The sequence below is a fragment of the Paucibacter sediminis genome (assembly GCF_030254645.1).
Classification (GTDB): domain Bacteria; phylum Pseudomonadota; class Gammaproteobacteria; order Burkholderiales; family Burkholderiaceae_C; genus Paucibacter_B; species Paucibacter_B sediminis.
In genome coordinates, this window is the sequence record NZ_CP116346.1 from 1,263,946 (window position 1) to 1,284,036 (window position 20,091).

At 69.6% G+C, this 20,091-nt stretch carries 14 protein-coding genes; 7 read left to right on the forward strand and 7 right to left on the reverse strand.

Translation table 11 applies throughout. The annotated features are described in order from the left end of the window. Position 1: 1 nt before the first annotated feature. The gene (gene recQ / locus PFX98_RS05745) at positions 2–1,879 is read left to right on the forward strand and encodes a DNA helicase RecQ (RefSeq protein ID WP_285234216.1); all 1,878 of its coding nucleotides are present in this window, start codon (positions 2–4) and stop codon (positions 1,877–1,879) included. An 81-nt stretch (positions 1,880–1,960) separates the two neighbouring features. Here recQ and PFX98_RS05750 read toward each other — a convergent pair whose 3' ends face one another. Further along, entirely contained in the window at positions 1,961–2,230 is a 270-nt protein-coding gene (locus tag PFX98_RS05750; protein ID WP_285234218.1) for a hypothetical protein, read from the reverse strand. A gap of 157 nt (positions 2,231–2,387) precedes the next feature. Between PFX98_RS05750 and PFX98_RS05755 the strand changes: the two genes are divergently transcribed. From PFX98_RS05755 to amrS, 3 genes are read left to right on the forward strand one after another with little or no spacing between them, the layout of a single operon-like run. Then, entirely contained in the window at positions 2,388–4,076 is a 1,689-nt protein-coding gene (locus PFX98_RS05755) for a DUF885 domain-containing protein (protein ID WP_285234220.1), read from the forward strand. 54 nt (positions 4,077–4,130) lie between these two features. Further along, a complete protein-coding gene (gene amrB / locus PFX98_RS05760) occupies positions 4,131–5,471 on the forward strand; it encodes an AmmeMemoRadiSam system protein B (protein WP_285234222.1) in 1,341 nt (446 codons plus the stop codon). Then, positions 5,468–6,541, forward strand: a complete 1,074-nt coding sequence (amrS, locus tag PFX98_RS05765) for an AmmeMemoRadiSam system radical SAM enzyme (protein WP_285234223.1) — start codon at positions 5,468–5,470, stop codon at positions 6,539–6,541. The genes amrB and amrS overlap by 4 nt, the downstream gene beginning before the upstream one ends. Here amrS and PFX98_RS05770 read toward each other — a convergent pair. From PFX98_RS05770 to PFX98_RS05795, 6 genes are all read right to left on the reverse strand, one after another. Beyond that, complete coding sequence (locus PFX98_RS05770) at positions 6,528–6,704, reverse strand: hypothetical protein (RefSeq protein ID WP_285234224.1); 177 nt, start codon at positions 6,702–6,704, stop codon at positions 6,528–6,530. The genes amrS and PFX98_RS05770 overlap by 14 nt on opposite strands. 131 nt (positions 6,705–6,835) lie before the next feature. Next, positions 6,836–8,833 (reverse strand): putative bifunctional diguanylate cyclase/phosphodiesterase, encoded by a 1,998-nt coding sequence (locus PFX98_RS05775; RefSeq protein WP_285234225.1) that lies wholly within the window; start codon positions 8,831–8,833, stop codon positions 6,836–6,838. A 113-nt stretch (positions 8,834–8,946) separates the two neighbouring features. Continuing rightward, entirely contained in the window at positions 8,947–10,947 is a 2,001-nt protein-coding gene (locus PFX98_RS05780; protein WP_285234226.1) for a hypothetical protein, read from the reverse strand. Further along, complete coding sequence (locus tag PFX98_RS05785; protein WP_285234227.1) at positions 10,944–12,170, reverse strand: hypothetical protein; 1,227 nt, start codon at positions 12,168–12,170, stop codon at positions 10,944–10,946. Before PFX98_RS05785 ends, PFX98_RS05780 begins: the two co-directional genes overlap by 4 nt. Before the next feature lie 45 nt (positions 12,171–12,215). After that, the gene (locus tag PFX98_RS05790; RefSeq protein ID WP_285234228.1) at positions 12,216–14,189 is read right to left on the reverse strand and encodes an alpha/beta hydrolase family protein; all 1,974 of its coding nucleotides are present in this window, start codon (positions 14,187–14,189) and stop codon (positions 12,216–12,218) included. Between the two features lie 84 nt (positions 14,190–14,273). Next, complete coding sequence (locus tag PFX98_RS05795; RefSeq protein ID WP_285234229.1) at positions 14,274–14,864, reverse strand: porin family protein; 591 nt, start codon at positions 14,862–14,864, stop codon at positions 14,274–14,276. A gap of 175 nt (positions 14,865–15,039) precedes the next feature. On the opposite strand from PFX98_RS05795, the gene PFX98_RS05800 reads away from it, so the two are divergent. From PFX98_RS05800 to uvrA, 3 genes are read left to right on the forward strand one after another with little or no spacing between them, the layout of a single operon-like run. Beyond that, complete coding sequence (locus PFX98_RS05800; protein ID WP_285234230.1) at positions 15,040–15,720, forward strand: response regulator; 681 nt, start codon at positions 15,040–15,042, stop codon at positions 15,718–15,720. A 10-nt stretch (positions 15,721–15,730) separates the two neighbouring features. Beyond that, the gene (locus PFX98_RS05805; RefSeq protein ID WP_285234231.1) at positions 15,731–17,137 is read left to right on the forward strand and encodes a sensor histidine kinase; all 1,407 of its coding nucleotides are present in this window, start codon (positions 15,731–15,733) and stop codon (positions 17,135–17,137) included. Positions 17,138–17,185: 48 nt separating this feature from the next. After that, positions 17,186–20,089 (forward strand): excinuclease ABC subunit UvrA, encoded by a 2,904-nt coding sequence (gene uvrA / locus PFX98_RS05810; RefSeq protein ID WP_285234232.1) that lies wholly within the window; start codon positions 17,186–17,188, stop codon positions 20,087–20,089. Positions 20,090–20,091 lie beyond the last annotated feature (2 nt).

Sequence of the window (20,091 nt, forward strand, 5' to 3'; positions counted from 1 at the left end):
TATGAGCCAGCACGCCGACCATCATCACGCCCCCTCCGACATCCTGCAAGAGGTGTTTGGCTATGCCGCCTTCCGGGGCGCCCAGGGTGAGATCGTCGAGCATGTCACCCATGGCGGGGACGCGCTGGTGCTGATGCCCACCGGCGGCGGCAAGAGCCTGTGCTACCAGATCCCGGCCATCGCCCGCCACCGCGCGCGCCAGGGCGTGAGCATCGTGGTGAGCCCGCTGATCGCGCTGATGCACGACCAGGTGGGTGCGCTGGAAGAGGCCGGCGTGCATGCCGCCTTCCTCAACTCCACGCTCAGCAGCGAGGAGGCCGCGCATGTGGAGCGCGAGATGATGAGCGGCCGCCTGGTGATGCTCTACGCCGCGCCCGAGCGCATCACCAACCCGCGCTTCCTGGCCCAGCTGGATTCGCTGCGCGAGCGCGGCCTGCTGAGCCTGTTCGCGATCGACGAGGCGCATTGCGTCAGCCAATGGGGGCATGACTTCCGCAGCGAGTACCTGGCGCTGTCGCTGCTGCACGAGCGCTTCCCCGAGGTGCCGCGCATCGCGCTCACCGCCACCGCCGACGACATCACGCGCGCCGACATCATCGAGCGCCTCAAGCTCGAAGACGCGCGCATCTTCATCTCCAGCTTCGACCGGCCGAATATCCGCTACGCCATCGTCGAGAAGGACAAGCCGCGCGATCAGCTGCTGCGCTTCATCCACGACGAGCATGAGGATGAGGCCGGCGTCGTCTACTGCCAGAGCCGCAAGAAGGTGGAGGAAACCGCCGCCTGGCTGGAGGGCGAGGGCATCAAGGCCCTGCCCTATCACGCCGGGCTCGATGCCGGCGTGCGCCAGCGCCACCAGGACCGCTTTCTGCGCGAGGACGGCATCGTGATGGTGGCCACCATCGCCTTCGGCATGGGCATCGACAAGCCCGACGTGCGCTTCGTCGCCCACCTGGACCTGCCCAAGAACATCGAGAGCTATTACCAGGAGACCGGCCGCGCCGGCCGCGACGGCGCGCCGGCCGATGCCTGGATGGCCTATGGCCTGGCCGATGTGGTGAACCAGCGCCGCATGATCGACGAAAGCCCCGCCAGCGAGGACTTCAAGAAGGTGCAGCGCGGCAAGCTCGATGCCCTGCTGGCCCTGGCCGAGGCCACCGACTGCCGGCGCGTGCGCCTGCTGGGCTATTTCGGCGAGCACAGCAAGCCCTGCGGCAACTGCGACAACTGCCTGCACCCGCCCGCCACCTGGGACGGCACCGAGGCCGCGCGCAAGGCGCTCTCCTGCATCTACCGCTTCCACCAGAACGGCGGCCAGCGCTTTGGCGTGGGCCATCTGCTGGACGTGCTGCGCGGCAAGGAGACCGACAAGGTCAAGCAATACGGCCACCAGCACCTGAGCACCTGGGCCATCGGCGCCGACCTGTCCGAGCAGCAATGGCGCGCGGTGCTGCGCCAGCTGGTGGCGCTGGGCCATGTGGTGGCCGAGGGCGAGTACAACACCCTGGCCTTGAGCGAAACGGCGCGCGCCGTGCTGAAGGGCGAGGTGCAGCTGCTGTTGCGCGTGCCCACGGTGGCGCCCAAGAAGGGCAAGCTCTCGCGCACGGCCCGGCCCACCACCCAAAAGGGCGGCAAAGGCGAGGCGATTGACCTGGACGACGAGGCCCAGCAGCGCTTCGGCCAACTCAAGGCCTGGCGTGCCGAGGTCGCGAAGGAACACGGCCTACCGGCCTATGTGATCTTCCAGAACGTCACCCTGGCCGAGATGGCCAAGCAGCATCCGCGCAGCCTGGACGAGCTGGCCCATATCAGCGGCGTGGGCGCCAAGAAGCTGGAGGCCTATGGCAGCGAGATCCTGCGCGTGCTAGGCACGGACTGAAATGAAAAAGCCCGGCCGGGGCCGGGCTTGGTGCGAGCAAAAAGAAATTTGCTCAGACTGAGACAGCGTGGCCGCCAGGCCTCAGCAGAGCGTCTGCGCGACGCAGGCCGGCTGGGCCGACGCCAGCTGCACGCCATGGTTCAGGCTGCGGCCCTCGATCACCACGCGCGGCAGCTGCGCCACTTGTTCGTTAGGCTGCAGGCGCTTGCCCTCGATGATGACGCGCTCGAGCTTGACGATTTCCTGCTTCGGCGCCTGCGCCGCTTCGGTCTGGTGCGTGAACGCCGCCGAGATGGCCAGGGCGGAAACGATGCCGAAGAAAAATGCCTTGTAGCTGGTGCTGTTCATCATGATGGGCTCCTTGGGTTGGCTGTGTCAGTGATTGCAGTTTCGTCAAAGGCCGGCCGCGGCTCCAGGCCCAGGCGACGGAGCTGCAGAGCCAGCGGCTGAACTGCGCTTGCGGGCGATGAACGCGCAGCGGGCAGACCAGCTGATGGACACTCGAGCCATGCCGATCCAAGCCCTGCACGCCCTGTTCGATGCCACCTGGCAGCGCGACATGGCCGAGAACCCCCTGCTCGCCAGCTACTACGGCGAGACCGCCTACAACCATCTCTGGCCGGACCTGAGCCCGGCCGCCGAGGCGCGCGCCCATGCCGCCAATGCGGACGCCCTGGCCCGGCTGCGCGCCCTGCCGCGCAGCGCCCTGCCGGCCGAGGAGCAGCTCAACCACGCGCTGTTCGAGCACCTGCTGCAGGCGCGGCTGGCCTTGCAGCCCCTGCACCCCGAGGCCTACAGCATCACCGCGCGCGACGGCCCGCAATCGCTCAACGAGCTGAGCGAGCTGATGCCGCTGGGCAGCCCGGCCGAGGTCGAGGTCTGGCTGCAGCGCCTGCAGGGCCTGCCGGACTACCTGGCCCAGTTCGAGGCGCTGCTCGCACGCAGCGCCAGCGACGGCCGCACCCAGCCGCGCCTGCTGATGGAGCGGGTGCTGCCGCAGCTCGCGATGCAGTTGGTCGACGAGCCGACGCAAAGCCCCTTCTACGGCGCCTTCCGGCAGCTGCCGGTAGCGATGCCGGGCGTGCCGGCGCTGCAGGCGCGGGCACGCGCGCTGATCGCCGATCGGATCGTGCCGGCCTACCGGCGCTTCGAGGCCTTTTTCCGCAGCCGCTACCTGCCCGCCTGCCGCGACAGCGTGGGCATCTGGGACACCCCCGACGGCCTGGCCTATTACCAGAACCGCATCGAGCACCACACCAGCACCAAGCTCACTGCCGCCGAGATCCACGCCATCGGCCTGGCCGAGGTGGCCAGGCTGCACGGCGAGATGCAGCAGGTGATGGACCAGCTGGGCTTCCGGGGTAGCAAGGCCGAGTTCTTTGCCAAGCTGCGCAGCGACCCGCAGTTCTACTACGACACGCCCGAGGCCTTGTTTGCCGCCTATGTGATGGCGGCCAAGCGCATCGAGCCCGAGCTGCCGCGCCTGTTCGGCAAGCTGCCGCGCAGCCCCTACGGCGTACGCGCCATCCCCGCCACCAGCGCGCCCAACACCACCGCCGCCTATTACAGCGGCCCCTCGGTGGACGGCACGCGCGCCGGCTATTACTACGTCAACCTCTACCGGCCCGAGATGCGGCCCCGCTACGAGATCGAGGTGCTGACCGCCCACGAGGCCGTGCCCGGCCATCATCTGCAGATCGCGCTGGCCCAGGAGCAGCAGGACCTGCCCAAGTTCCGCCGCTTTGCCGACATCAACGCCTATGTCGAAGGCTGGGCGCTCTATGCCGAGCGGCTGGGCTATGAGCTGGGGCTCTACCAGGACCCGTACGCGCGCTTCGGCCAGTTGACCTACGACATGTGGCGCGCGGTGCGCCTGGTGGTGGACACCGGCCTGCACGCGATGCGCTGGACGCGCGCACAGGCCATCGACTACTTCCGCGCCAACGCCGCCAAGACCGAGGTCGACATCGTCAACGAGATCGACCGCTATATCGGCTGGCCGGGGCAGGCGCTCTCCTACAAGATCGGCCAGCTGCGCATGCTGGTCCTGCGCGCCAAGGCCGAGGCGGCGCTGGGGCCGCGCTTCGATGTGCGCGGCTATCACGACCTCATCCTCGCCGGCGGCGCCCTGCCGCTGGACATGCTGGAAGCCCGGCTGGACCAGTGGATCGCGGCGCAGCGCGAAGCCGCCTCTTGAGATTCGGCCCGGCGGCACGCATATTCGGGCATCGCCCGCTGTACGAGGCCTGCCATGCTTGCTGCCACCCGCCCCGCTGCCGTCGCCGGCAGCTTCTACCCGGCCCGCCCCGAGGCGCTGGTGCGCGAGCTGGGCAGCTATCTGGATGCGGTGCCGCCCGCGCATGAGGCGCGGCCGCCCAAGTTGCTGGTCGTGCCGCATGCGGGCTACCGCTATTCCGGCCCGGTGGCCGCCCATGCCTATGCGCTGCTGCGGCCCTGGCGCGGGCAGATCCGGCGCGTCGTGCTGCTGGGCCCGGCACACCGGGTGGCGCTGCGCGGCCTGGGCCTGCCCGAGGCGCAGCGCTTTGCCACGCCGCTAGGCGAGCTGGCCGTGGACCAGGCCGCCGTCGCACAGCTGAGCGCCCTGCCCCAGCTGTGCCGCGATGCCGACGCCCATGCTTTCGAGCATTCGCTGGAGGTGCAGCTGCCCTTCCTGCAGCAGCTGCTGGGCGACTTCAGCCTGGTGCCCCTGGTGGTGGGCCAGGCCAGCGCGGCCGAGGTGGCCGAAGCCCTGGAGTTGCTGTGGGGCGGCGACGAGACCCTGATCGTGATCAGCTCCGACCTCTCGCATTACCTGCCCTATGCCCAGGCGCGGGCCATGGACCGCGACACCGTGCGGCAGTTGCTGGCGCTGCAACAGGCGCCCACGCATGAGCAGGCCTGCGGCGCCACGCCCCTGGCCGGCGCCATGCTGGCGGCGCGCGCCCATGGTCTGGCCGGGCGCCTGCTGGACCTGCGCAACTCCGGCGACACGGCGGGCGACAAGAGCCGCGTGGTCGGCTATGCGGCGCTGGCCTTTGCCACACCCGGCGAGCTGGGCCAGGCCCTGCTGGCGCGTGCGCGCAATGCGATCGCCGGCGCACTGGGCCTGCCGCTGCGCGCCGAGCCCTGGCACCCGCGCCTGGAGCAGCCCGGCGCCTGCTTCGTCACCCTGCATGCCCAGGGCAGGCTGCGCGGCTGCATCGGCACGCTGGAAGCCGACGAGTTGCTGAAGGACGTGCTGCCGACGCGGGCGCGCGCCGCGGCCTTCGAGGATCCGCGTTTCGCGCCGCTGACGGCGCAGGAGTGGCCTCAGCTGGAGATCGAGGTGTCGCTGCTCGGCCCGGCCGAGCCGCTGCCGGTGCGCAGCCTGGAGGAGGCCTGCGCACAGCTGCGCCCGGGCATCGACGGGCTGGTGCTCAGCTGGCACGGACGGCGCGCCACCTTCCTGCCGCAGGTGTGGGCGCAGCTGCCGCTGCCGCTGGACTTCCTGCGCGCGCTGCGCCAGAAGGCCGGCCTGGCCGCCGACTTCTGGGCCGAGGACCTGCAGCTGGCGCGCTACCAGGTACAGAGCTTCAGCGAGGTGCAGCCATGAGCAACTATCCGGCGCGCTGGTGGCATGGGCTGGACGACGGCCGCATCCAATGCGACCTCTGCCCGCGTGAATGCAAGCTGCACGAGGGCCAGCGGGGCCTGTGCTTCGTGCGCGAGCGCCAGGGCGGGCAGATGCTGCTCTCCACCTATGGCCGCAGCTCGGGCTTCTGCGTCGACCCGATCGAGAAGAAGCCGCTGAACCATTTCTACCCGGGCAGCAGCGTGTTCTCCTTCGGCACCGCCGGCTGCAACCTGGCCTGCAAGTTCTGCCAGAACTGGGACATCTCCAAGAGCCATGAGATGGACCGCCTGATGGATGCCGCCGCGCCCGAGCGCATCGCCATGGCCGCCCAGGAGCTGGGCTGCCGCAGTGTGGCCTTTACCTACAACGACCCGGTCATCTTTGCCGAGTATGCGATCGATACCGCCGAGGCCTGCCATGCGCTGGGCCTGCAGGCGGTGGCGGTGACGGCGGGCTATATCAGCGCCGCGCCGAGGCGCGAGTTCTATGCCTGCATGGACGCGGCCAATGTCGATCTGAAGGGCTTCAGCGAAGACTTCTACTTCAAGCAGACCGGCGCGCACCTGGCCCCGGTGCTGGAGACGCTGCGCTACATCCGCCACGAGACCGACTGCTGGCTGGAGATCACCACCCTGCTGATCCCCGGGCTGAACGACAGCGATGCCGAGTTGCGGGCCCTCTCGGCCTGGGTGGCACGCGAGCTGGGGCCCGAGGTGCCGCTGCATTTCAGCGCCTTTCACCCGGACTACAAGCTCGACAAGCTGCCGGCCACGCCGCTGGCCACCCTGCAACGCGCCCGGCAGATTGCGCAGGGCGAGGGCCTGCGGCATGTCTACACCGGCAATGTGCACGACACCGAGGGCGGCAGTACCCAATGCACGAACTGCGGCGAATGCCTGATCACGCGCGACTGGTACGAGATCGGCAGCTACCGCCTCGACGCCGCCGGCCGCTGCCCGGGCTGCGGCACGGCGCTGGCCGGGCGCTTCGCGGCACAGCCGGGCCACTTCGGCCGGCGCCGCATTCCGGTGCAGCTCAGCTCGGCTTGAGCGGGCTGGCGCCTGCAGCCTTGGCCTGCGAGAACAGCGCGTCGTGCTGCGTCACCGCATGGCTCGCATATGGATCCGTCTGGTCCGCCAGCAGCAGGCCGGTCATCACGGCGCTGGCCACAGCGAGCACGGCGGTCATGAGGGTCTTGGCGGCTGCGTTCATGGTGGACTCCTTGGAGTTCCGGGCTTGTTGACGATGCCTGCAGTTTCGTCAGCCGGGCGCGCGCGGGCCAGGGGCAGGCGACGAATCGCCAGCAGCGTGGCGCGAATTGCGGTCTGCCGGGGCGAATGGGATCAGGCGGCCGGCGGCCAGACCGGCAGGCGCTCAGTAACGCTGGCCACCGCGGCCGGCCGGGCATAGAAATAGCCCTGCTGCTGCGCGCAGCCCAGCTCCAGCAGCACCTCGCGCTGCGCCTCGGTCTCGACGCCCTCGGCCACCACGCCAATGCCCAGCGCCTGCGCCAGGCCCAGGATGGCCTGTACCAGGGCGCGGTCGTCGGCGCTGACCGGCAGGTCGTGCACAAAGCTGCGGTCGATCTTGAGCTTGGCCGGGCGCAACAGCTTCAGGTAGGAGAGCGAGGAATAGCCAGTGCCGAAATCGTCCACCGAGAGCGCCACGCCCAGGGCGCGCAGGCGCGCCATGGTCTGCATCGACAGGTCGCTGTCGCTCATCAGGGTGCTTTCGGTCAGCTCGATGCTCAGTTCACCGGGCAGCACGCCATGGCGGCGCATCGCGTCGGCCACCTGCTCGGGCAGGCGCTGGTCGCGGAACTGCAGGGCCGAGAGGTTGATGGCCAGATTGCCGGGGTGGCGGCCGGCGGCCTTCCACTCGGCCAGCTGGGCGCAGGCCACCTCCACCGTCCAGCGCCCCAAGGCCTGGATCTGGCCCGACTCCTCGGCCAGGGTGATGAAGCTGCCCGGCATCAGCAGGCCGCGCTGCGGATGCTGCCAACGCATCAGGCCCTCCACCCCGCAGACCCGGCCCGAGCCGGCGTCGATGATGGGCTGGTAGTGCAGCTCGAGCTGTTGCTCGGCCAGCGCGGCCACCAGCTCGCGCTCCAGCGCCAGCCTGGCCATCGCATTCGCGTCCATGTCCTGCTGGAAGAAGCTGTAGCGCGAACGGCCCTGCTGCTTGGCACGGTACATGGCCAGGTCGGCGTGGCGCACCAGGGTGTCGAAGTCCTCGCCATCGCGCGGGAACATGGCGATGCCGATGCTGGCCGAGACGCTCGCCGTGCCCAGCCCCTCGGGCAGCTGCAGCGGCGCATTCAGGGTGGAGATGAGGCGCTGGGCGGCATGCGCGACCACGTCGCTGGGCGAGGCCTCGCGCATCAGCAGCAGGAATTCGTCGCCGCTGACCCGGCAGGCCAGGTCCGATTCGCGCACCGTGTGGCGCAGGCGCTCGCTGGCGGCCAGCAGCATGTTGTCGCCGGCGGCATGGCCCAGCGAGTCGTTGATGGCCTTGAAGCGGTCCAGGTCGACGAACAGCAGGGCCAGGCTGGAGCCCTCGCGCTTGGCCACCGCCGCCTCATGCTGGAAGACCTCGCGGAACAGGGTGCGGTTCGGCAGGCCGGTGAGATGGTCGTACATGGCCATCTGGTGCAGCTGGGCGTTCTTGCCCTCCAGGTCGGCGATCAGGGTGTCGATGCGGTCGCCCACCTCGTTGAGGTGTTCGCCCAGCTGGCCCAGCTCGTCGCGCCGGTTCCAGGGCAGGCGCACCACCGCTTCGCGCTGGGCGATCGCGCTGGCCTGCTGCTTGAGCCGGTCGATCGGCCGCACCAGGCGCAGATAGAGCACCAGCAGCATCACCGTCACGCCCATCACGACCTGCAGGCCGACGATCAGCGCGATCTGCTCGCGCCCGCCGGCCAGGGTGTGCTCCAGCGCGGCATCGTCGAAGCGCACGCTCAGCGAGCCCAGTACCTGGTTGTCGCGCCGCACCGCCGCCACCAGGGTCACGGTGGGCCAGTCCGGGCTGCATTTCTTGAACAACAGATTGGGCGCGCCGGGGCGCTCCTCGCTCAGCTCGACGCCGCAGACGCTGGCGTCCGACAGCAGCTGCTCGAGCGCGCGCTGCACCGCCTGGCTGTCGACGGTCCAGAGCGGCTCGGCCAGGCCGTTCGCGGCCAGGGTCAGCACGGCCGAGCGCTGGCCCTCCAGCAGGGGCTCCAGGCTGCGCCGCACCAGCGACTCGCTGAAGGCCAGCAGGAGCAGCGCCGGCACCGCGATCCCCACCACCACGGCGAGCAGCACGACGCTGCGCAAGGACAAGGAAGGCTTGGGCAATTTCATCAGCAGCAGACGCTCACGACATCGCCCCGGGCAGGAGCACTTTGCATTGGCTGTGCCTGATTGTGCACCTTGATCTCACGCCATGAGCACAGGGCAAGGCCTGACCCCTGCGGCTAGCGCCGCAGGCCCGTGCCGCCGTCCCGCAACTGCTGGGCGCGCACGCGGCGCGCCGTTTCGCTGCCACGCTGCTGCGCATGCTCGGCCTCGATGAGGCGCTCGCGCGCGCTCAGCGCACGCGGCTGGCCGGCGGCGATGGCGGCCTGGTCGAGGTTCTGCCCCCAGCTCAGGCCGGGCCGGAGCGCCAGCGGCGGCGCCAGCGCATCGGCAAAGCCGGGCGCCAGCCAGGGCATCAGCTGTTCCAGCACCAGGGCCACGCGCGGCCGCAGGGCCGCCTCGCCGATGCGGCCGCGCTGGCCCCATTGCACGATCAGCTCGGCGCTGCTGCCACCGCTGGGCAGGGCCGGGGTGATGGCGAAGTCGCGCAGCACACCGTAGCGCAACTGCATCATCGCCTCCTCGGCCAGCATGGCCGGGTCCTCGGCCGAGACCGTGGCGCCCTCGGGCATGGAATAGTTGTAGTCGTCGTTGACGCGGTCCTGGCTGAAGAAGCGCACGATGTCCGCCGGCTGGTAGGCGATCTGCGCCGCCGTCGCCTTCACGCCAAAGAACTGCACGCGGCCCAGCGCCACCATTTCCTGCGAGTAGAAGGGCAGGCGCTGCGCCAGATCCTTGGCAGTGGTGAGCGCGGGGCTGGCCTGCCAGACACGCAGATCGCCGCTCAGCAGCGCATGCAGGCGCGGCGGCACGGCGTCGCCGGCATGGCTGAGCTCGTGGTACAGCAGCGGGCCCAGGGCATAGACCAGGGCGCCGGGCTCGCGCGTGCCGCGCTCGGCCACCGGATAGATGCCGGCGGCGTACTGGTTGTTGCGCACATAGCGCCAGGGTGCGGCGTAGTGCAGCTCGGCGCCATAGTCGCTGCGCGGGTCGGGGGTTTCGCTGAGGGTGTCGCGCTGCTCGGGGCTGCTCCAGAGGTTGGCGGCGTCCAGGTAGATGGCGCCGGTGGCGCTCCAGTAGAACGAGGGCCGCACGCGCCCACCGATCACCACCGCCGTGGTGGCGTTGAGCAGGCGCCGGAAATCGCCCTGCGCGTCCTGGGTGCGCAGGAAGTTCTCGAAGGCCTCGCCCATCCAGTCGTTGGAGACCAGCACGCGCTGCATCACCTGCGCCACCGTGGGCAGCTCGCCGCGCGTCTCCTGCCCCAGCAAGGGCAGGCGCCCCAGCGTGCAGGTGTTGCTGTTGCTGAGGCTGGGTGCGTAGACGCAGTCCTGCAGCGCCTGCGCATGCGGGCTGCTGCTCAGGTAGGGGTAGACGCGCGAGACCGGCTCGCTGGCCTTGAACAGCGCGTCGCTGCCGGCCTGGTGCGGCGGCGCTTGCACCAGCAGCCGGAAGTCCTGGCTGAGCGTGCGGCCGCTCGCCAGCGTGGCGGTGGCGCGCAGGCGCAGCAGGCTGTCGCGGCTGACCGCCGGCGCCGTCAGCAGCACGCGCCAGCCCTCGCTTTCCTTCAGGGTGGTGGCCGGCCCATCGACCACGCTCCATTGCAGCCGGGCGCCATCGCGCTCGGCCTGGCTCAGCCCGGGCGCCCAGGCGCGCAGCGACAGCGCCCCCTGGCCATAGGCCGAAGGCTCGCCACGCAGCACCAGGCCGGGCTCGCCGGCGGCCGCCACGCTGAACTCGGCCGTGCCGCTGCGCAGCACGCCGGCCTCGTCGCGGAAGCTCAGGTCGAAGCGGTAGTTGCCGGGCTCGACGGGCTCCAGCGTGAGGGCCTGCGAGCGCGCCGACAGCGGCTTGAGCGCCGGGCCGGCGCTCTGGGTCCAGCGCAGCTCGGTGAAGATCGCCGTGCCGCAGGACAGCAGGCTCAGCTCGGTGTTGCGCCCGGTGAGCGCGGCGCTGGGCAGCTCCAGGCGCGCCACCGAGCCGCTCAGGCATTGCGCGCCCAGTGCCGGCTCGGCAACGGGCGCCGGTGCGCCGGCATCGCCGCCACCACCGCCGCCGCAACCGGCCAGCACCAGCAGGCCGGCCGTGAGCGCGCGCGCCGCAAGCGCCCGCGCCCTCATGCCTCCACCACCCGCGCCGGGAAGGCGCCCAGGTCGTCCTCGCGCAGGCCCAGGTAGATGGGTTCGCCGTCGCGCCGGTGGATATTGATCTTGGCGTTGTAGACGCGGTGCGCCAGGCCATGCTTGTCGGTGAGCTCGAACTCGCTGATGCCGAACTCATCGCCCGCCTCGCCGCGCCGGCCGGTCAGGTAGCAGGCGATCTCGTCGATCGCCGAGCCGCCCAGCGCCAGGCCGTTGAGCTTCTGCAGCGGCTCGCGCGTGCGCTCGACAAAGGCGACGCTGTCGATCAGCGCCGGCGCCGCGCCGGGCTGCTGCTCGCGCATCATGGTGCGGAACTTGCCCAGCAGGATCTGGCCCGGCAGGGCGCGCTCGATCATGCGCGCCAGTTCGATCGTGACCTGGCCGACCAAGTAGCTGAACGAGGTCGGGTTCAGCCCTTCGCTCTGGTAGAACTCGTAATGCGAGCCGACGTGGAAGCAGGCGCGCAGCAGCGGCACCGCGCTGGGCCGCGCGGCGCGTTCGCGTGCCAGCGCGTTGTCGGCCAGGATGAACTGCATGAGCTGGTAGAGCTCCACATTGGCGGCGATGCCGCGGCGCCGATTCCAGATGTAGAAGCCGTCGCCGGTGGTGGTGCGCGCGAAGTTGATATTGATCTCGCGGTCCAGCAACTTGGCGTAGGCGGCGTTCACCGAGCAGGACAGGCTGCCCAGCTGCACCACCTGCTCCAGCGGCGTGAGCAGCGAGAAGCCCACCGCGTCGAGCAGGATCACCGCGCGGTCTTCCACCAGCCGGATGCCGTAACGCTCGACGATGGCCGCCACCAGGGGCAGGCCCAGGCCGCGCGCCGGCGCGAAGGGCAGCGCGATCGGCTGGGGCTGCAGGCCCAGCTCGGCCGCGATGCGCTCGAACTCTGCCGCCTCCAGATGCTCCTGGTGCGCCAGCAAGCCCTCCAGCAAGGCGGCACGGCGATCCTTCTCGGCCGCATCGCCGGCACCCTGCACGAACTCGGTCAGCAAGGTGTGCGGCGCCACCAGCACCGCCAGGCCCTGCTCGCTCGGGGTCCAGGCATAGAGCAGGTTCTGGCCCAGGCACCAGCGCTCGTAAAGGGCCTGGTCCAGCAGCACGATATGGCGTCGCACCTCGGCTTCCGACACACCCGCCGGCAGGGGATAGGCCATGAAGCCGTCCAGCCACGATTTGCGCTGTGGGCGCTCTGGATTCATCGCTGCTCCGTCATTTTCAATGCCCGCATCATCCAATAAACCGCCTCAGGGTGCAGCCCCGAGATGGCGGGCCAGGAAACGCTCCACCCGGCCCCAGAAATCCTGCTGGGTCTTGAGCTCGCGCCAGCCATGGCCCTCGTGGTCGTAGACCACCCATTCGAGTTCCTGATCCTTGGGCATGGCGTCACGGAAGGCCAGGCCATGCTTGAGCGGCACGCGGCGGTCCTCGGCGCCATAGGCCATCAGCAGCGGGCGCTTGAGTTCGGCCGCACGCTGCAGCGGCGAGGTGGCGCGCAGTTGCTCGGCGTCCTTGTCGCGGTCACCCACCAGCACGGGCATGCCATAGCCCTTCCACTCGCCACCCAGATCGCTCCAGTGGATGCTGTAGAGCAGCTCGATGTCGGTCACGCCGACCCAGTTGATGCCGCAGCGGTAGAGCTCGGGCTGCTTGATGAGGCCCATCAGGGTGGCATAGCCGCCATAGCTGGCGCCGGCGATGCAGACACGCTTGGGGTCGACCAGGCCCTGCTTGACGGCCCAGCCCAGCGCGTCGGCCACATCGTCCTGCATGGCCAGGCCCCATTGCTTCCAGCCGGCCTTGAAATGCGCCTGGCCATAGCCGGTGCTGCCGCGGAACTCGGGCTCGATCACCACATAACCGCGCGAGGCGAGGAACTGCGCCATCGGCTCCCAGGGCCAATGCGTGCCGCGCACATAGGGTCCGCCATGCACCAGCAGCACCGCGGGCCGGGCGGCCTGCGCCCGATCGGCCGGCTGGGTCAGCAGCACGGGCAGCTCCAGGCCGTCGCGGGCCTGGATGCGCACCATGTCGCGCCGCCCCATCTCGGCCGGCTTGATCCAGGGCATCGAGGCGGCCAGGGCCTGCAATTCTCCGCTCGCCGGCATATAGAGATAGAAGCTCGCGGGGCGCTGGTCCGAGTAGGCCGAGACCACCAGGCGCGAGGCCGTCAGGCAGCGATTGCAGTGGATGCGGTTGATGGTGCCGGGCAGCTTGGCATCGATGGCCGCCTGCCATTGCTTGAGCTGCGGATGCAGCCACACGCTGCCGGGCGCATCGTTCTCGTAATGCACGCCCAGCAGCTGCCTGGCCTGCTTGTCGTAGACCAGGCTGCCCCTGAAGTCGTAGCCCTGTAGCGAGACCAGCGGCTGCGCTTCGCGCTGCAGGGTCTTGCGATCGAGGCGGTAGAGCGCATCGAAGCCGCTGCGATTGTTGGCCACCAGGGTCTGGCCATCGGGGCCGAACCAATAGGGCATATCGAAACTCTGGCGGTAGTTGTCGCCCTCCTGCCAGGGTTGCCAGCGCCCCTCGGCATCGCGCAGATAGGAGGCATAGCGCCCCTGCTGCGCCGTGGTGAGCGCGGCCGGTCGGCCCTCGGTATCCAGCACCCAGCCGGTCACATGGCTGGGCGCGCCGGCGGCGAGGCTCGTGAGCTTGCCGGTGAGGGTGTCCAGGCGCGCCAAGCCCAGGCCGACAGACTCGGGCTCGTTCGACCAGCGCTGGCGCACCACGAACACATCGCTGCTGCCGTCGTCGGCCACGCTGTGGAACTGCCAGTTGCGATCCAGACGTCGATCGGTGATCTGCGATGCTTCCTTGATGAACTGGCTGACCGATTTGATGAGCGGCCGCAAGTCACTGCCGTCGCGATTCACTGCCCACAGGCCCGGGTCGATCTGCGGGCTGGTGCCGTTCTGCGCCACGCTGATGCTCAGCACCAGGCGCTGGTCGTTGACCCAGTGATGGCTGTGCACATCGGCATTGCTGAAGCCGGCCACCACCTTGGCTTCGGTGAGCGCCACCAGATCGATCACCGCCAGGCGCACCAGGCCGTCGCCGCCCGCCACCTGCACCGCCAGGTGGCGGCCATCGGGCGAGAGCTTGGGCGCCGCGATCTGCGGCTTGCGAAAGAAGTCTTCCAGCGGCGGCGCCGCAGCGACCGCACCGCCAAGAAAAAATGCAAGGGCCGCGACAAGGCGGCCCAGCTGGATTCCCCACATATCCCCTCCCAGGGCATTCTTCGGCAGGCTCCATTCTGGCCCGCCGCGAGATCACCACCAGGGGGGATTGCGCCGAGCGTCGGCTTAGAAGCTCAGGCGCGCGCCGAGCATGAAGGTGCTGGCCTTCACCTGGCTGGAGACCTTGCCGTAGTTGTCATAGTCGGCCGTCAGCGCCAGGTTCTTGGCCAGCTTGTACTCGGCGCCCACGCCCCACATCAGGCTGGTCTTGCTGCCCTGCAGGCTGTCGCCCGCGGGCAGCAGGTTGGTGCCGGAGACCTTGTTGCGCGCCACGCCCAGGCGGCCCTGCAGCGAGAACTGCTCGTTGAGCGCATGGCGGGCGGTGGCGGCGGCGTAGAAGCTGCTGGCCTTGCCCTCCTGCGTCACCGCGCCGGTGGCCAACGTGGCCTGCTCGCTGAAGCTGCCCAGGCGTGCGTAGCCGGCCTCGAGGCCGAAGTTCTCGTTCAGGCGATAGCCGCCATAGAGCTTGTAGGCGGTGTCGCGGCTGTCCTTGCCGGTGACGGGCACCGAGGGGCTGGGCAGGCTGAAGCTGCTGCGGCCCACCGACAGGCCGCCGTAGGCGCCCAGCTCGTCGGACTGCGGGGCGGCTTGTGCGGCCTGGGCCGCGAGCAGCAGGGCAGTGGCGGAGATCAGGGCGAGTTGTTTCTTCGATGGCATGGAATAACTTCCTTCAGAGCAGCGGCGAATGGTTCATTGCGAGTCACGGCACCGCGTGTTGACCGGGACATGCTGCAGTGTGGCCAGCGGCCCTGAAGCTGCGCTCAAGGCTTGCTGAAGAGGGGCTGAAGGTGACTTCATGCCATCCTCAGGCTGAAGCGTTCCAATACGGGGCATGAAAGTGCTGCTGGTGGAAGACGATCTGGACCTGGGCAATGGCGTGCGCATGGCGCTGGCCGAGCAGGGCATGGAGGTGGTGTGGGTACGGCGTCTGGCCGACGCCATGCAGACGCTGACGAACAGCGTGGCCGATCTGGTGCTGCTCGACCTGGGGCTGCCGGATGGCGACGGCCTCAGCCTGCTGGCCCACCTGAGGCGCGAGAAGCTGCGCCTGCCGGTGCTGATACTCACCGCACGCGACAGCCTGCAGGAGCGCCTGCTGGGCCTGGACAGCGGCGCCGACGATTACCTCGTCAAGCCCTTCGCCCTGGCCGAGCTGATCTCGCGCGTGCGCGCCCTGGTGCGGCGCAGCTACGGCCAGGAGGACGAGACCCTGGAGCTGCGCGGCATCTGCGTGCAGGAGCAGACCATGCGCGTGCTGGTGAAGGGCGACCCGGTGGAGCTCTCGCGCTCGGAATTCGCGCTGCTGGTGGCGCTGATGAAGCGCGCCGACCGCGTGCTGACGCGCCGGCTGCTGGAGGAGCAGGTGCTGCCCGGCGGCAGCGCCGAGAGCAATGTGCTGGACGTGCACATGTCCAATCTGCGCAAGAAGATCGGCGAGGGCTTCATACGCACGGTGCGCGGCGTGGGCTATGTGATCGACCGCCAGGCCCCCGCCAGGGCCGGCGGCAAGTGAGGCAGCCGTCGTGAGGCTCAAGCGCTGGCTCGCGCGCATGCGCGAGCCCTCGGTGCTGCGCCGCCTGGTGGTGGCCCAGGTGGTGCTGGTGCTGGCGCTCTGGCTGGGCCTGATCGCCTTTGCCATCAACGACGCGGTGCGCGACACCTCGGTGTTCGACAGCGGCCACCGTTTCGAGTCCATCATCGCCGTGACCGAGGCGCTGCAGGACCAACCCGAGCAGCTGCAACGCGTGCTGCAGCAGATCGACCTGTTCCAGCGTCTCGAGAACGGTGCCGACGACCTGCCGCAGCTGCGCATGGCGATGACGGTATGGCGCGGCGCGGAGCTGGTCTATGCCAGCCCGGGCGAGCCCGGCGCCATCCCGAGCCCGCCGGGCGACGGCATGCAGTGGGTGGAGGGCCAGGGGCAGCGCTGGCGCGCGCTCACCAAGCAGTCGCAGCGCTCCAATGTGCGCGTGACGCTGATGCTGCCGGGCAGCGCCACCAATGTGCTGCTGACACTCAGCTCCAAGGGCCTGCTGGTGCTGCCGCTGCTGATCAGCCTGCCCCTGCTGGTGCTGCCGGCCTGGATCTCGGTGCGCATCGCGCTGCGGCCCTGGCGGCGCGTCAGCCACGAGATTGCGCTGCGCGGCGCGGGCGATCTCTCGCCGCTGCAGTTCACCCCCCAGCATCGCGAGCTGCGCCCCATGCTGAGCGCGGTGAACGCGCTGCTCAAGCGCGTGCAGCAGGGCCTGCAGCGCGAGCGCAGCTTCATCGCCGACGCCGCGCACGAGCTGCGCACGCCGCTGGCGGCGATGCGCGTGCATGCCGAGGCCCTGCAGGGCCGCCACCAGGACGACGCGCAATCGCAGGCCTGGCTGCAGGGCATGTTGCGCAGCGAGGCGCGCGCCACCCGCCTGGTGGGCCAGCTGCTGGCACTGATGCGCAGCGACGCCGCGGCCCAGCCGCCGCAGCGCCTGGCCTTGGACGAGTTGCTGCAGGACCGCCTGGCCGCGCTGGACCTGCTGGCCAGCAGCAAGGGCCTGGAGCTGGACTGCGAGGCCGAGGCCGGCCTGCGCGTCTTCGGCGAGCACGAGGGCCTGGCCTCGATGCTCGACAACCTGACCGAGAACGCCATCAAGTACAGCCCGCCGGGCGGCCATCTGCTGATACGGCTGCGGCGCGAGGGCCAAGAGGCGCTGCTGGAATTCCACGACCAGGGCCCCGGCATCCCCGAGCCCTGGCGCGAGCGCGTGTTCGACCGCTTCTTCCGCGTGCCCGACCAGGCCCAGCAGGGCAGCGGCCTGGGCCTGGCGATCGTGCGCAGCGTGGTGCTGGGGCTGGGCGGCAGCATAGGCCTGGGCGATTCGGCCCTGCTGCCGGGGCCGGGCGGAACCCCCGGTTTATGTGTCCGGGTGCGGCTGCCATTGGGATAAACGAGGCCCTCGCCCTATGATGGCGAGTTCGCCCATTGTTTGAGCCCCATGTCCCAGCCCGACCGCCCCTTGCCCGCAGAAACACCGATGATCCGCGTGCGGGGTGCGCGCACCCACAATCTGAAGAACATCGACGTCGATCTGCCGCGCAACCAGCTGGTGGTGATCACGGGGCTGTCGGGCTCGGGGAAGTCCAGCCTGGCCTTCGACACGCTCTATGCCGAGGGTCAGCGCCGCTATGTCGAGAGCCTCTCGGCCTATGCGCGCCAGTTCCTGCAGCTGATGGACAAGCCCGATGTGGACGTGATCGAGGGCCTCTCGCCCGCCATCTCCATCGAACAGAAGGCCACCAGCCACAACCCGCGTTCCACCGTGGGCACGGTCACCGAGATCCACGACTACCTGCGTCTGCTCTATGCGCGCGCCGGCACGCCCTTCTGCCCCGACCACCACCTGCCGCTGGAGGCCTCCAGCCCCAGCCAGATGGTGGACGCCACCCTGGCCATGCCCGAGGACAGCAAGCTGATGCTGCTGGCCCCGGTGGTGCGCGACCGCAAGGGCGAGTTCGTCGAGCTGTTCCAGGACCTGCAGGCGCAGGGTTATGTGCGCTTTCGCGTCGATGGCCAGACGGTGGAGGCGCCCGACATCCCGGCGCTGAAGAAGGCCGAGAAGCACGACATCGACGTGGTGGTGGACCGCATCAAGCTGCGTGCCGAGAATGCCGACAGCCTGCGCCAGCGCCTGGCCGAAAGCTTCGAGGCGGCGATGCGCCTGGCCGAGGGCCGCGCCCTGGTGCTCAATATGGACACGGGCGCCGAGACCATCTTCTCCAGCAAGTTCTCCTGCCCGGTGTGCAGCTATTCGCTGCCCGAGCTGGAGCCGCGCCTGTTCTCCTTCAACTCGCCGGTGGGCGCCTGCCCCAGTTGCGAAGGCCTGGGCCAGGTCACCGTGTTCGATGCCGAGCGCGTGGTGGCCTTCCCCACCCTCTCGCTCGCCAGCGGCGCGGTGAAGGGCTGGGATCGCCGCAACGGCTACACCTTCTCCTTCCTGGAAAGCGTGGCGGCGCATTACGGCTTCGACATCGAGCTGCCTTTTGAAGAGCTGCCCGAGAGCGCGCGCCAGGTGCTGCTGCACGGCTCGGGCACGGACGACATCGCCTTCGTCTACCAGGCCGAAAGCGCGGCCGGCAAGAAGCGCAGCGTGAAGCGTTCGCACCCCTTCGAGGGCATCCTGCCGAATCTGGAGCGGCGCTACAAGGAAACCGACTCGGCCGCGGTGCGCGAGGACCTGGCGCGCTATATGGCCGCCAAGCCCTGCCCGCATTGCGAGGGCTCGCGCCTGCGCCGCGAGGCCCGCAACGTGGTGCTGCAGCCGGCCGACGCCGCGCCCGGCTTCAAGGGCAAGCCCATCTACGAGGTGGAGCACGCCACGCTGCGCGAATGCCTGCACTATTTCGAAGGCCTGAAACTCAAGGGCGCCAAGGCCGAGATCGGCGACAAGGTGGTGCGCGAGATCAGCTCACGCCTGCGCTTCCTCAACGACGTGGGGCTCAACTACCTGAGCCTGGACCGCAGCGCCGACACGCTCTCGGGCGGCGAGGCCCAGCGCATCCGCCTGGCCTCGCAGATCGGCTCGGGCCTGACCGGCGTGATGTACGTGCTGGACGAGCCCAGCATCGGCCTGCACCAGCGCGACAACGACCGCCTCATCGCCACGCTGCGGCGGCTGCGCGACCTCGGCAACTCGGTGCTGGTGGTCGAGCATGACGAGGACGCGATCCGCGCCGCCGACCATGTGCTGGACCTGGGGCCCGGCGCCGGCGTGCATGGCGGCCAGATCATCGCCCAGGGCACGCCGGACGAGGTGGCGGCCAATCCCGACTCGCTCACCGGCCGCTATCTGAGCGGTGCGGCGCGCATCGAGGTGCCCGGCCAGCGCCATATGCCGGGCGAGCAGCGCCTGCGCATCGTCAACGCACGCGGCAACAACCTGAAGGGCGTGACGGCCGAGTTCCCGGTCGGGCTGCTGACCTGCGTGACCGGCGTCTCGGGCTCGGGCAAGAGCACGCTGGTGAACGACACGCTCTACGCCGCCGTGGCCAAGAAGCTCTATCAGAGCCACCAGGACCCGGCCGCACACGACGAGATCGAGGGCATGGAGGCCTTCGACAAGGTCATCAACGTCGACCAGTCGCCGATCGGCCGCACGCCGCGCTCCAACCCGGCCACCTACACCGGTCTGTTCACGCCCATCCGCGAGCTGTTCGCCGAGATGCCCACCGCGCGCGAGCGCGGCTACGGCCCGGGCCGCTTCAGCTTCAATGTGGCCGGCGGCCGCTGCGAGGCCTGCCAGGGCGATGGCGTGCTGAAGGTGGAGATGCACTTCCTGCCCGATGTCTACGTGCCCTGCGACGTCTGCCATGGCAAGCGCTACAACCGCGAGACCCTGGAGGTGCTCTACAAGGGCAAGAACATCACCCAGGTGCTGGACCTGACGGTGGAGGACGCCTACGCCTTCTTTAGCGCCGTGCCGACGCTGGCGCGCAAGCTGCAGACGCTGCTGGACGTGGGCCTGGGCTATGTGAAGCTGGGCCAGAGCGCCACCACGCTCTCGGGCGGCGAGGCGCAGCGCGTCAAGCTGGCGCTGGAGCTCTCCAAGCGCGATACCGGCCGCACCCTCTACATCCTCGACGAGCCGACCACCGGCCTGCACTTCGCCGATATCGCGCTGCTGCTCAAGGTGTTGCACCAGCTGCGCGACGCCGGCAACACCATCGTCGTGATCGAGCACAACCTCGACGTCATCAAGACGGCCGACTGGCTGATCGACATGGGGCCCGAGGGCGGCTCGGGCGGGGGTCAGCTCTTGCTGGCGGGCACGCCCGAGGTGCTGGCCGGGCATGAGGGCAGCCACACGGGCCGTTACCTCAAGCCCCTGCTGGCGCGGCGCTGATC